This is a genomic window from Shimia gijangensis, assembly GCF_900142085.1.
Lineage (GTDB): Bacteria > Pseudomonadota > Alphaproteobacteria > Rhodobacterales > Rhodobacteraceae > Shimia > Shimia gijangensis.
This window is the reverse complement of record NZ_FQZQ01000004.1, coordinates 147,970-160,092: the sequence shown is the minus strand read 5'-3', so window position 1 is coordinate 160,092 and position 12,123 is coordinate 147,970. Positions and strand designations below refer to the sequence as shown.

Here is a 12,123-nt window from a genome sequence, read left to right as displayed (position 1 = left end):
AGACCTTGCCCATGATCAACGTGCTTTTTGCCGCCTTGCCAGAACGTTGGGTGACATATGAGGCCCCGCTGACCAAGGCTTTCAACGACCTTGGACTTGACGTGGATTTGCGGATTGATTTCGCCCCACACGAGGTTGATTACATCGTCTATGCTCCCAACAGCCCGCTGCAGGATTTCACACCCTATACGCGCTGCAAGGCCGTGCTGAACCTATGGGCCGGGGTTGAGAACATCATTAGCAATCCAACCCTGACCCAACCTCTTGCGCGGATGGTGGACCACGGGTTGTCTCAGGGCATGAGGGAATGGGTGACAGGCCATGCCTTACGTCACCATCTGGGTATGGACCTGCATATCAAAGGTCAGGACGGCGAATGGCGCGATTACGTGCCACCGCTGGCTGATGATCGCCGAGTGACCGTATTGGGTCTTGGCGAATTGGGCATGGCCTGTGCCAAGGCACTGCATGGGCTGGGCTTTCCTGTCACCGGCTGGAGCCGTACGCAAAAAGAAGCAGAAGGCATCACCTGCCTTTGCGGCGAAGAGGGGCTTGGCAAAGCTCTGTCGACGGCAGACATTCTTGTGCTGTTGCTTCCTAATACAGCGGCCACAGAAAACCTCATTGATGCAGACGCTTTGGCCGCAATGCCCAAAGGGGCTTTCCTAATTAATCCTGGGCGGGGTCCATTGATTGATGATGAAGCATTGCTGGCCGCGTTGGACACAGGACAAATTGCCCACGCGACACTGGATGTTTTCCGCGTAGAACCACTGCCTGTGGACCATCCGTTTTGGGCGCACCCCAACGTGACTGTGACGCCGCATATAGCCAGCGAAACACGACCCTCAAGTGCCAGCCAGATTGTTGCAGAAAATGTGAGGCGCAGTGAAAACGGCGAGCCCTTGAGATTTTTGGCGGATCGCAGCGCAGGTTACTAGATCAGCGTAATTTAGGCGGGTTATCTGGATCGCTTCCCGGCACAGTCGGGGTGTATTCTGCGGCTGTTGGTGGTTCCGGCAGGTCAAATCGCAAACCCGCACGGGCCAATTGGGCCGAGACCGGGTTGGCCGCGTCAAAAAAACCAACATCCAGCGCGCCTACCTCGATTCCGGAAAATGTCAGCGCTTCGGAGACCGCCTTGGCTAATGCGCTTTGGGCGTCGGGGATCGCATCGACAAAGCCCAGAAGATGGCTTTTGGCGCCATCATCATAAGTCACCCCCACAAGATAGGCGCATTTCGCAAGCCCCACGGCGGTCGACAGCTTTTGATCCAGCGCCGTAATCAGCGCTTCGGGCAAGCCGGCTGGTGTGCTGAACTCTTGGGCGCGCGCTTCGACTTCATCCGGTGCATGGGTCAGGGTTTGTGCCAGCCAGGATAAAGCCTCGGGCGGAACCATCACTGACGACGGCGCAACTTCAAGGTTCACACCCAATCCAATGTTCTGACCCGCCAGCATTGCCGCAATGACGCGACCAGACAAGGCGGCATAAGGTGCTGGCTTGCCGACAAAAGATGCAAGTCGTTCTTCGGTGTCGAAAACCAGAACAACCGCATGTTCAGGCAATTCAAATAGTTCCGGTGAAATGCTTTCTCCCTCGGCCTCCTTGGACAGAAGGACGAACAGCTCGACATCGGCCAAACGTTCGTAAAATCGCAGACGTGTGGTGTCATCCTCGGTATTTACATCCATCAGGGCATGGGCCTGATCCAACGGTGTCAAATCGCTCATTGCAGAACCTCTTTGATCCTTGCGCGCAGCTCGGGTAGCAGATCTGTCTCGAACCACGGGTTTTTCCTGATCCATGCCGTATTGCGCCACGAAGGATGTGGCAAGGGAAAGCGCGCGGGCGCATGGTCGCGCCACCCTGTCACGGTTGCAGTCACCCCTCCCCGAGACTTGAGGTGCCACTTTTGCGCGTACCCGCCGACAAGCACAGTCAGTTGCACATTTGGCAAGCTACCAAGCGCCTTGTCGCGCCACGTTTGGGCACAGATTGGCGGCGGAGGCAGATCGCTGCCCTTGGCATCGTAGCCCGGAAAGCAAAACGCCATGGGAAGAATGGCGATTTGCGCTTGGTCATAAAAAGTTTCATCACCCACCCCCATCCATTCACGCAGGCGATCGCCAGACGGATCCGTAAAGGGACGCCCACTGTCGTGAACCCTTGCTCCGGGCGCCTGCCCCGCGATCAACACCCGTGCAGAAGGTCGAAACCATGGCACGGGGCGCGGTATATGCGCCGATGCCGTTGCAGCGAACCGGGTTTTGCACAAACGGCATGCGCGTATCTCTTCGGGTAAAGTCATCTCATGCATCTTGCGACAGAGCGCATCAAACAGGAAGTCGCATTTATTTCGATATTTCCCGAAATATTTCTTGCGCAATAATTATATTTCGATATTTCTAGAAATATGAAACATGAATCAACAGATGACATTTCTCTGACCATCGCAGCATCGACCTTTGCAGCGCTTGGATCGGAACAACGCCTTTCGGTGCTGCGATGCCTTGTGCGCGCAGGCCCCGAAGGTCTGAGCATCGGCGAACTGGGTCAGCGCAGTGGCGTGACCGGTTCGACCCTCACCCATCACATGAAAATTCTAGCGCAATCCGGCCTCGTCACGCAGGAAAAACAAGGGCGCTCGATCATTTGCGCCGCTGTGGCATATGACGAGATACGAATCCTATCTCAGTTTTTGCTGCAAGAATGCTGTGCAGACAGCTCAGAGCCAAACAAGGATCACGACCATGGCTGATACCACTCACACACCTTCCCTCATCGGTTCAAAACTGGCTCAGATCGACAAAGCCTGGCTGGTGCTGGTTTTAATCCTGATCGCCGTTGCCGTTCTGGACCTGCCGCAACTTGTTCCGACGGTTACTTTTGCGATTGGCGCGCTCGGCCACACTGCCCCGTTCATTTTGTTTGCCATCCTTGCCATCGGATATCTCAAAGCATCCGGAGCGGAAAACCTGCTGGCTAAAGCCTTTGAAGGCCGCGAGACGCGCATGATCTTGTTTGCGGCCCTTTTGGGCGGACTGTCTCCGTTCTGCTCGTGCGAGGTGATCCCCTTTATTGCCGCTTTGCTGGCGGTCGGCGCACCTTTGTCAGCTGTCATGGCGTTTTGGCTGGCTTCTCCTTTGATGGACCCGGCAATGTTCGCGGTGACTGCGGGCACATTGGGTTTGGATTTCGCTGTGGCAAAAACCTTTGCTGCAGTGGGTCTTGGCCTCATGGGAGGCTTTCTGACGATGACCTTTGCAAAAACCGCGGTCTTTACCGATCCTTTGAGGGAACAGCCACAGGTTGGTGGGTGCTGCGGTGTCGAAAAGCCCTTTTCCGCCAAACCTGTATGGACGTTCTGGAAGGAAGCTGAGCGCCGCGAAACATTCCGTGGTGCTGTCCTTACCAATGGCCTGTTCTTACTGAAATGGCTAGCCCTGGCTTATGTGATCGAAGCTCTCATGCTGACCTATGTGCCCGCCGAAATGATCGCTGGCGTTCTGGGTGGCTCAGGCATCAAGCCGATCATTCTAGGCGCATTGGTCGGCGCTCCGGCCTATCTGAACGGTTACGGCGCTGTGCCATTGGTGGACGCGCTGTTGCAGCAGGGCATGTCAAATGGAGCGGCGATGAGCTTTGTGATTGCCGGAGGTGTCAGCTGCATTCCGGCCGCAATCGCAGTCTGGGCGCTGGTCAAACCACGTGTGTTTGCGGCCTATATTGGCTTTGCGATGGTCGGTGCATTTATTGCTGGTGTCGCTTGGCAGGCATTTGCCTAAATCAGGCTTAAGTAAACCGAAGGGAGGCAATCCGTTTCGCGTAACGGATTGCCTCCCTTGATCTCGTTGCCCCCTAGATTGCTTTCCGCTAAGTCATTTCAAACAAAACTTGGAGGGTGGAGAATAGATGTATCGCGTCTGGAGTTTTTTAACCGACAATTCATTGTTGTTGGTTTTTGGTGCTTTGACAGCGCTTCTTTGGGCAAATGTGGATTACCTAAGTTATCACCACTTCGTTGAGTTTGTGATTTGGGAAGATGCTCCTATCGGTCATTTACACCATGGCCATCGTACTCTGACGCTGCATTATCTCGTGAATGACCTTCTGATGGCCCTGTTTTTTGCGATTGCCGCAAAAGAGGTCTGGGAGGCTGTGATCCTCAAGAACGGCTCGCTGCGCGGAAAAAAGGCGGCGACGCCACTGTTCGCAACCGCCGGCGGGATGTTTGGCCCAATCGCAGTATATCTTGGCCTTGCCATGTTCATGGGGTCGGACACGTACAACGCAGTCGCCAATGGTTGGGCGATCCCAACCGCCACTGACATTGCTTTTTCATATCTGGTTGGGCGTATGGTTTTCGGCGCGGGCCATCCGGCAGTGCGGTTTTTGTTGTTGCTAGCCATCGCTGATGATGCTGCAGGGCTGATTATTCTAGCCATATTCTACCCATCAGGGGAATTGGCACCAAATTGGCTTTGGGTATCGCTCGCAGCGGCAATCATCGTATTTGTCGTTTTCAACTGGCTGCCACGTCGCATGGACCGGGGTAATCAAAATCGCCCGATGTCGACTTTTGTGCGCACAAAACTGCATTTTGTGCCTTATGCTTTGGCTGGTGCAGTCAGCTGGTACGCCTTTATGCGCTCGGGCCTGCACCCGGCATTGGGTTTGCTGCCAATCGTACCAACCATTCCACACGCCGACCGGGCATTTGGTATATTTTCGGCTGCCGAAGAGCATCTGCATGACCTTTTGAACGTGATGGAACATTCGCTGAAATACCCCGTTGAAATTGTCCTTTTCTTCTTTGGACTTCTGAATGCAGGAGTTCAGCTGTCCGCTATGGGTGACGCCACTTGGTTGGTTTTGGCAGGGTTGCTTTTGGGCAAGCCTATTGGAATTTTGCTGTTTGGCTGGCTCGCCGCAGTACCACTTCGATTGGGCATCCCGGAAGGCATGCGCATTATCGACCTTGTCGTCATTGGCTGTGTAGCAGCGATCGGCTTTACGGTGTCTTTGTTTGTAGCATCCGTCGCATTTGACGCCGGCCCAGTTCAGGATGCCGCCAAAATGGGCGCGTTGTTCTCGTTCGGTGCGGCTGCAATTTCGATCATTGCAGGCAAGCTCTTTCGCGTTGAAAAGCGCAACCTTTAAGAGAGTTTTCACTAATTCAACAAGAAACTGGTGCGAAAGCGCCGGTTTTTTGGTATTTTAGGGCCTATTTACTGCGGCTTTGAGTTGCTTATTCCCCCTGAAATCCGACATATTAAAATGTAAGACGCCAAACAGAGCGTTAATGAAAGCCCCGTAAAGTGGGGTGGCCAGAGCAGAGCCGGAGCGATAGATGCTCGAATTTGAAAATGTGAGTAAGTCCTTCTGGACAGGAAGTCAGCGCAAGGTCATCCTTGATCGTGTTTCTTTCCGTGTGGAACTTGGTCACTCGCTGGGAATTCTTGCTCCCAACGGCACTGGGAAAACCACCCTCATCAACATGATGGCTGGCCTGGAAAAGCCGGACGAAGGAGAGATCCGACGCAGTTGCCGTATTTCATTTCCGCTCGGGTTCATGGGTGGCGTGGTGAACAAACACTCGGCCGTTGAAAACAGCCGGTACATCGCACGGCTCTACGGACTGGACCCCGATTATGTCGAAGCCTTTTGCCGTTGGCTCTGTGGGCTAGGGGAGTACTTTGAACAGCCCTTGGGAACCTATTCTTCGGGGATGCGTTCACGGTTCACTTTTGCTCTGATGCTTGCGCTTGATTTTGACATATATCTGATCGATGAAGGCATGCCATCGTCGACAGATGTTGAGTTCAACCGAAAAGCCGGCGAAGTTCTGAAAGAACGCTTGCGTACCACTACTATCATCATCGTTTCACATCAGGCTCAAACTCTTGAAAAATTTGCCCGCTCAGCGGGGGTTCTGATGAACGGGCAATTGTATATGTTTGACACCTTGGAAGAGGCAAAGCAGCTCTATGACTACCAAACCCAAGGCTAAAAAGTTTCGAATTCGGCGCAGCAGTGTTGGGCCAGAAGTTTCTGGCGTCGCGCAGCCAAGTGCGGCGCCACAGCGTCCAATACCGGCTTCCGACCCTGGCCAAAGGGCGGTGAACCACATTGCCAAACCGTCCAAAACACCACGCGTAGCGCCGACACCAAGCTCGTTGCCCGCATCGCAAGATACGGAACAGACGACGGGTGCCGAGCTTGAAATTGACGGCATCAAACGCGAAGGTTTAACGGGTCGCCAATTGCGTATGGCCAGACGCGTGGCGCAAAAAAACGGTTTGGCTGCCACGTCTGATTTTGACGCGGTACGCTTGTTGCGGGCCAATGGGATTGATCCATTCCAGCGGACAAATATGCTGGATCTTGTAACACAGGACAGCGGCACTTCTGGTGCCAGTCAACAGGGCCGAATTCAGCTGCCGCAAACAACGGCGCTCAGCAAAGGCTCACTTCCTTCTACCGAACTGGCCCAAGACTCACCGGCAGAACGCCGTGCCAAAGAGATCACACAGATACAAAAAGAAATCGCGCAACGACGCCGTCGTCGCCTGGCCTTGCTATTTGCGCGTCTGGCCGTTTTTGTGTTTTTGCCGACCCTTCTGGCTGGGTGGTATTTCTACTCTGTCGCCACTCCTATGTATTCCACGAAGTCGGCCTTTCTTGTGCAACAGGCAGAAGGTGGATCGGGGTCGGGTCTTGGCTCGCTTCTGCCATCACAGCTCAACGTGAATGGCGACGCAATCGCTGTGCAGGACTATCTGACCTCAAAGGACGCAATGCTGCGTCTGGATCGGGACGTAGGTTTCAAATCACATTTTTCGAATCCAACAATTGACCCGATCCAGCGACTTGACCCGAACCCCTCACATGAAAAAGCGTATAAACTCTACAAGAAATACGTCAAAATCAGCTACGATCCGACAGAAGGTTCGATCCGCATGGAAGTGATTGCGGCAAATCCTGAAGTCGCCACAAATTTCTCCCGCGCTTTGATCTCCTATGCAGAGGAACGGGCGGATGATTTGTCCCAGCGAAAGCGTGAAGACCATCTGCGTGACGCCCGCGACAGCCTTGGGCAGGCCAAGAACGAACGGCGTGAAGCTCAAGAAGCACTGGTTCTCTTACAGGAAGGAACAGTGATCGACCCTGAAGGCCTGATCGCCAGTTTGAGAACGCAGGTTTCCAACGTGCAAATCCAACTGCAGGAAAAAGAATTACAGCTGGCCGCACTTGAGGACAATCTTCGCCCCAACAAAGCGCGGGTTGAGGGCGTCAAAGGCGATATTCGCCGTCTGTCCAACCTTCTGGCCACTTTGGAATCCAAAATGCATCAGGCGGCGGAGGGTGAATCTTCGTTGGCGCAAAAAACCGCGCAAATTCGGATGGCTCAGGCCGATCTTGCCACCGCGGACCTGTTGATGCAGTCTGCTTTACAGACATTGAAACAGACCGAACTTGAAGCAAGCCGCCAAGTACGCTACCTGACAACCAGCGTAGAACCAGTGGCATCAGAAGACCCCAGCTATCCAAGATCTTTTGAGAACACTATTCTGGCTTTTTTGATCTTCTCGGGTATCTATCTGATGATCTCACTGACGGCCTCAATCCTTCGCGAACAGGTATCCTCATAGCCCATGAAACAAATCTCTGTCGGCAATTTGACCATTGCAAATGACACCGCCCTCACCCTGATTGCAGGACCTTGCCAATTGGAAAGCGCAGATCACGCGCAGATGATTGCTGGCACCCTGAAAGAGGCCTGCGACAAAGCCGGAGCACAATATGTGTTCAAAGGCTCTTTCGACAAAGCCAATCGGACTTCGCTCAATGCGGCACCGGGGCTTGGTATAGACGCCGGTTTGAAGGTGCTCCAATCCGTCAAGGACACGTTTGGCGTCCCTGTTTTGACAGACATCCACGACCCCAGCCAATGTGCGCCCGTGGCAGAGGTTGTTGATATTCTACAGATCCCTGCCTTTTTATGCCGCCAAACTGCGCTGCTTGTTGCTGCAGGAAAAACAGGCGCTGCAATCAACGTTAAAAAAGGTCAGTTTTTGGCTCCTTGGGACATGCCGAACGTTGTCACGAAAATTGAAAGCACAGGCAACAAGCGTATCTTGCTGACGGAACGCGGGGCTTCGTTTGGGTACAACCGTCTTGTCGTAGATATGCAGTCGCTGCCGGAAATGGCCAGGACGGGCTATCCGGTGGTCATGGACGCGACCCATGCGGTTGCACAACCCGGTGGTCTGGGTGGTGCTTCGGGTGGCCAACGTGAATTTGCTCCTGTTCTTGCCCGGGCGGCCGTGGCCACGGGTATCGGAGCAGTCTTCACCGAAACCCACCAAGACCCGGACAACGCACCCTGTGATGGGCCAAATATGATTTACCTTCGCGACATGCCAAAGTTGATCGACACGCTTATGGCGTTCGATAATCTGGCAAAGGCAAACCCGATTTCGATTTAACAAAATACATTTGAAAGCAAACGCCATGACACGCCCAATTTCAGACGTGACCCCAAATACATGGGAGTTTCTACGGGATCCAATGATCCAGCCAACCGGGTTTCGCGAATATGATGCTCGCTGGAAGTTTCCTGAAGAGATAAACCTTCCGGGTATCACGGCTCTAGGCCTAGGCCTTGGTACCCAGATGCGTCGCCGGGGCATCCCTCCAGTGATCGCTGTTGCCAACGACTATCGGGACTATTCTCTGTCGATCAAGAACGCGCTCATTCTGGGTCTGATGCAGGCAGGTATCCAGGTGAAAGACATCGGTCCAGCGGTGTCGCCAATGGCCTATTTTTCCCAGTTTCATCTCGACGTGCCGGCAGTAGCGATGGTGACGGCTTCGCACAATCCAAACGGCTGGACCGGTGTCAAAATGGGGTTTGAACGCCCGCTGACACATGGCCCCGACGAAATGTCCGAACTGCGTGATATCGTCCTGAACGGCGACGGCGAACCACACGCGGGTGGGCACTACGAATTCGTTGAAGGCGTGAAAGAGGCCTACATTGACGATCTGGTTGGCGATTTCCGCATGAGCCGTCCGCTCAAAGTCGTGTGTGCGACAGGCAACGGCACGGCCGCGGCTTTTGCACCAGAAGTGTTCGAGCGTATGGGCGTTGAAGTTGTGCCCTCGCACACCAAGCTGGACTATACGTTCCCCCACTACAACCCAAACCCGGAAGCCATGGAAATGCTGCATGACATGTCCGACTCGGTCAAAGCGTCGGGTGCGGATATGGCTCTTGGGTTCGATGGGGACGGAGATCGCTGCGGTGTTGTGGATGACGAGGGAGAAGAGATTTTTGCCGACAAAGTGGGGGTAATAATGGCCCGCGATCTGTCAAAGATTTACCCCGGAAGCACTTTTGTTGCGGATGTGAAATCAACCGGTCTGTTCGCCAGCGATCCGGAACTACAAAAGCAAGGTGTGACCGCCGACTATTGGAAAACCGGGCACAGCCACATGAAACGGCGTGTCAAAGAAATTGGTGCGCTGGCTGGCTTTGAGAAATCCGGTCACTACTTCCTCGCCGAACCCATTGGACGGGGATATGACTGCGGCATGCGGGTGGCTGTTGAAATTTGCAAACTGATGGATCGCAACCCCAAAATGTCCATGTCAGATTTGCGCAAAGCCTTGCCCAGAACATGGGCGACACCCACTATGTCACCGTGGTGCGCCGACACCGAGAAATATCAGGTGCTAGAGCGGTTGGTGCAAAAACTGGTCGCCAAGTCCGAAGCTGGCGAAACGCTCGCTGGCCGCCCAATCAAAGAGGTTGTGACCGTCAATGGTGCGCGTGTCATTCTTGACAATGGCAGCTGGGGACTGGTGCGGGCTTCGTCTAATACACCCAACCTCGTGGTGGTTTGTGAAAGCTCACAAAGTGAAGCGGAAATGCGGGCGATCTTTGCGGACATTGATGCCGTGATCCGCACTGAACCCCTTGTGGGTGACTACGACCAATCCATCTGACGTGCGTTCCGCAAACCTGACACTCCCGCCCTCGAAGTACCCCCCCTATCAAGGTTGGGGTATTGACGAGGTTGGGCCATCAGGCCAGGCCGCGTCCTTTCAACAGGGCTTCGACACCCGGCAGACGGCCTCTGAACTTTTTGTAAAGATCTTCTGCCTCGACCGACCCGCCGGTCGATAGAATGTTGGCCTCTAAGGATTTTGCGGTCTTGGTGTCAAAAGCATCTCCGACCTCTTCAAAAGCGGCAAATGCATCGGCGTCCATCACTTCGGACCACATGTAGCTGTAATAACCAGAAGAATACCCGTCTCCGGCAAAGACATGGGCAAACTGCGGCGTGGCGTGGCGCATTGTGATTGCGCCGGGCATACCGATTGCGTCCAATACCTCAGCTTGTTTAACCATAGGGTCCGTTGGCGCATTGCCATCATGAAAAGCCAAATCCACCAGTGCAGAGGCCACGTATTCCACCGTTTGGAACCCCATATCAAAATTGGCGGCACCCAGCACTTTGGTCAACATTTCTTGTGGCATGGCTTCACCGGTTTCAGCGTGCGTTGCAAATTCAGCCAGAACTTCAGGCACTTCCAACCAGTGCTCGTACAACTGGGATGGAAGCTCAACAAAATCACGGGCCACTGACGTGCCCGAAACCCGTTCATAGGTCACGTTCGACAGCATCTGATGCAGCGCATGACCAAACTCGTGGAACAGCGTTCGGGCGTCATCATAACTCAGCAGTGCCGGATCGCCTTTGGCAAAGTTGCACACGTTGATCACAACCGGCGCCTGCACCTTTGGGAACTTCGCTTGCGAACGCATTGCTGAACACCAAGCACCTGATCGCTTTGAGCCACGTGCAAAATAATCCCCAATGAACACGGCGACATGCACATCGTTACGGGTCACCTCCCAGGCGCGGCAGTCTTCATGGTACAGCGGCACGTCCAGTGCGCGAAATTCCAGGTCAAACAGCCGGTTTGCGCAGGAAAAAGATGCCTCAATCATACGTTCAAGCTGAAGGTATGGTTTGAGAGTCGCCTCATCCAGATCATGCTCTGCCTTGCGTCTTTGTTCTGCGTAATAGCGCCAGTCCCACGGCTCCAGATCTCCGTTTATCCCATCGGCATGCATCATCTCAGTCAAAACAGCCGCATCCGCTTCAGCACGTGCCTTGGCAGGCTGCCAGACGTCCATCAACAACGTGCGCACAACCTCGGGTGTGCGCGCCATTTCGGTTTCCAATTTGAAGGCCGCAAAGCTATCGTACCCCAACAACTGCGCGCGCTCTTCTCGCAACGCCAGTGTTTCAGCAGCAATGCCACGATTGTCTTTCTCGCCCCCGTTGGCACCACGTGCCGCCCATGCGTTAAAGGCGAATTCGCGCAAATCGCGACGGGGCGAAAACTGCAGGAAAGGCACGATCAACGATCGCGACAGTGTCACGACCGGTCCGCTTGCCTGCTTTTCTTCGCCGGCAGCCCGTGTGGCATCCACAACAAATTGCGGCAAACCTTCCAGGTCATCTTCGGACAATTCCATAAACCAGTCCCGCTCATCCGCCAGCAGGTTCTGAACAAACGAAGTGCCCAATTCAGCCAACCGGCCCATGATCTCCTTCATCCGGTCATCTGCCACGCCTTCCAGAGCGGCTCCAGCACGGACAAACCCGCGATGCGACAGCAACAGAACTCTCTGTTGCTCCTCACTCAAGTTCAAGTTTCCGCGGTCGGCCCAGACTTGGGCAACCCGTGCGAACAAGGCCTTGTTAGATGATATCGCTGATGAGTGCGCCGCCAATCTTGGAGAAAAATCGCGTTGCAATGCTTCACGATCCGGATTGCTGTCTGCCCCGGCCACGGTGAAAAACACGGACAAAACTTTGTCCAGCGCCTCGCCTGCCGCCTCCATAGCTTCAACCGTATTGGCAAAACTGGCGGGTTCGGGATTATTGGCAATACCAGCGATTTCCGCAGCATGGGCGGCCAAAGCCTCCTCAAACGCCGATGCAAAGTCCTCGTCTGAAATCGTATTAAATGGGGCCAACGCAAAGGGTGTGTTCCAGTTGGACAAAAGCGGATTGGTCATCGGTGTCTCCTTTAAAGAT

At 54.2% G+C, this 12,123-nt stretch carries 11 protein-coding genes; 8 read left to right on the top strand and 3 right to left on the bottom strand.

Annotation, left to right across the window (positions count from 1 at the left end; translation table 11 throughout):
• The first annotated feature begins 11 nt into the window (after positions 1-11).
• Positions 12-941 carry a 2-hydroxyacid dehydrogenase gene (locus tag BUC32_RS05265; protein WP_073250507.1) on the top strand — a complete coding sequence of 310 codons (930 nt, stop codon included), beginning with the start codon at positions 12-14 and terminating at the stop codon, positions 939-941.
• Between the two features lies 1 nt (position 942).
• Here the strand turns inward: BUC32_RS05265 and BUC32_RS05260 are convergent, their stop codons facing one another.
• Entirely contained in the window at positions 943-1,734 is a 792-nt protein-coding gene (locus BUC32_RS05260; protein ID WP_073250272.1) for an SseB family protein, read from the bottom strand.
• Positions 1,731-2,312 (bottom strand): uracil-DNA glycosylase family protein, encoded by a 582-nt coding sequence (locus BUC32_RS05255; protein ID WP_073250506.1) that lies wholly within the window; start codon positions 2,310-2,312, stop codon positions 1,731-1,733. Before BUC32_RS05255 ends, BUC32_RS05260 begins: the two co-directional genes overlap by 4 nt.
• A gap of 105 nt (positions 2,313-2,417) precedes the next feature.
• Between BUC32_RS05255 and BUC32_RS05250 the strand changes: the two genes are divergently transcribed.
• From BUC32_RS05250 to BUC32_RS05220, 7 genes are all read left to right on the top strand, one after another.
• Positions 2,418-2,762 carry an ArsR/SmtB family transcription factor gene (locus BUC32_RS05250; RefSeq protein ID WP_073250269.1) on the top strand — a complete coding sequence of 115 codons (345 nt, stop codon included), beginning with the start codon at positions 2,418-2,420 and terminating at the stop codon, positions 2,760-2,762.
• Positions 2,755-3,789 carry a permease gene (locus BUC32_RS05245; RefSeq protein ID WP_073250266.1) on the top strand — a complete coding sequence of 345 codons (1,035 nt, stop codon included), beginning with the start codon at positions 2,755-2,757 and terminating at the stop codon, positions 3,787-3,789. Before BUC32_RS05250 ends, BUC32_RS05245 begins: the two co-directional genes overlap by 8 nt.
• 127 nt (positions 3,790-3,916) lie before the next feature.
• Entirely contained in the window at positions 3,917-5,164 is a 1,248-nt protein-coding gene (locus BUC32_RS05240; RefSeq protein WP_073250264.1) for a Na+/H+ antiporter NhaA, read from the top strand.
• Positions 5,165-5,354: 190 nt separating this feature from the next.
• The gene (locus BUC32_RS05235) at positions 5,355-6,014 is read left to right on the top strand and encodes an ABC transporter ATP-binding protein (RefSeq protein ID WP_073250261.1); all 660 of its coding nucleotides are present in this window, start codon (positions 5,355-5,357) and stop codon (positions 6,012-6,014) included.
• Positions 5,992-7,656 carry a capsule biosynthesis protein gene (locus BUC32_RS05230; RefSeq protein WP_073250259.1) on the top strand — a complete coding sequence of 555 codons (1,665 nt, stop codon included), beginning with the start codon at positions 5,992-5,994 and terminating at the stop codon, positions 7,654-7,656. The genes BUC32_RS05235 and BUC32_RS05230 overlap by 23 nt, the downstream gene beginning before the upstream one ends.
• Positions 7,657-7,659: 3 nt before the next feature.
• The gene (kdsA, locus tag BUC32_RS05225) at positions 7,660-8,493 is read left to right on the top strand and encodes a 3-deoxy-8-phosphooctulonate synthase (protein ID WP_073250256.1); all 834 of its coding nucleotides are present in this window, start codon (positions 7,660-7,662) and stop codon (positions 8,491-8,493) included.
• Between the two features lie 25 nt (positions 8,494-8,518).
• Positions 8,519-10,015, top strand: a complete 1,497-nt coding sequence (locus tag BUC32_RS05220) for a phosphomannomutase/phosphoglucomutase (protein ID WP_073250253.1) — start codon at positions 8,519-8,521, stop codon at positions 10,013-10,015.
• A 79-nt stretch (positions 10,016-10,094) separates the two neighbouring features.
• On the opposite strand, the gene BUC32_RS05215 is transcribed toward BUC32_RS05220, so the two are convergent.
• On the bottom strand, positions 10,095-12,104 hold the full coding sequence (locus BUC32_RS05215) for a M3 family metallopeptidase (protein ID WP_073250251.1): 2,010 nt from the start codon (positions 12,102-12,104) through the stop codon (positions 10,095-10,097).
• Between the last annotated feature and the right edge of the window lie 19 nt (positions 12,105-12,123).

Excerpts from the sequence above, each read along its gene's own strand:
- BUC32_RS05265 (WP_073250507.1), top strand. The coding sequence starts at position 12 with ATGATCAACGTGCTTTTTGCCGCCTTGCCAGAACGTTGGGTGACATAT.
- BUC32_RS05260 (WP_073250272.1), bottom strand. The coding sequence starts at position 1,734 with ATGAGCGATTTGACACCGTTGGATCAGGCCCATGCCCTGATGGATGTA.
- BUC32_RS05255 (WP_073250506.1), bottom strand. The coding sequence starts at position 2,312 with ATGACTTTACCCGAAGAGATACGCGCATGCCGTTTGTGCAAAACCCGG.
- BUC32_RS05250 (WP_073250269.1), top strand. The coding sequence starts at position 2,418 with ATGAAACATGAATCAACAGATGACATTTCTCTGACCATCGCAGCATCG.
- BUC32_RS05245 (WP_073250266.1), top strand. The coding sequence starts at position 2,755 with ATGGCTGATACCACTCACACACCTTCCCTCATCGGTTCAAAACTGGCT.
- BUC32_RS05240 (WP_073250264.1), top strand. The coding sequence starts at position 3,917 with ATGTATCGCGTCTGGAGTTTTTTAACCGACAATTCATTGTTGTTGGTT.
- BUC32_RS05235 (WP_073250261.1), top strand. The coding sequence starts at position 5,355 with ATGCTCGAATTTGAAAATGTGAGTAAGTCCTTCTGGACAGGAAGTCAG.
- BUC32_RS05230 (WP_073250259.1), top strand. The coding sequence starts at position 5,992 with ATGACTACCAAACCCAAGGCTAAAAAGTTTCGAATTCGGCGCAGCAGT.
- kdsA (WP_073250256.1), top strand. The coding sequence starts at position 7,660 with ATGAAACAAATCTCTGTCGGCAATTTGACCATTGCAAATGACACCGCC.
- BUC32_RS05220 (WP_073250253.1), top strand. The coding sequence starts at position 8,519 with ATGACACGCCCAATTTCAGACGTGACCCCAAATACATGGGAGTTTCTA.
- BUC32_RS05215 (WP_073250251.1), bottom strand. The coding sequence starts at position 12,104 with ATGACCAATCCGCTTTTGTCCAACTGGAACACACCCTTTGCGTTGGCC.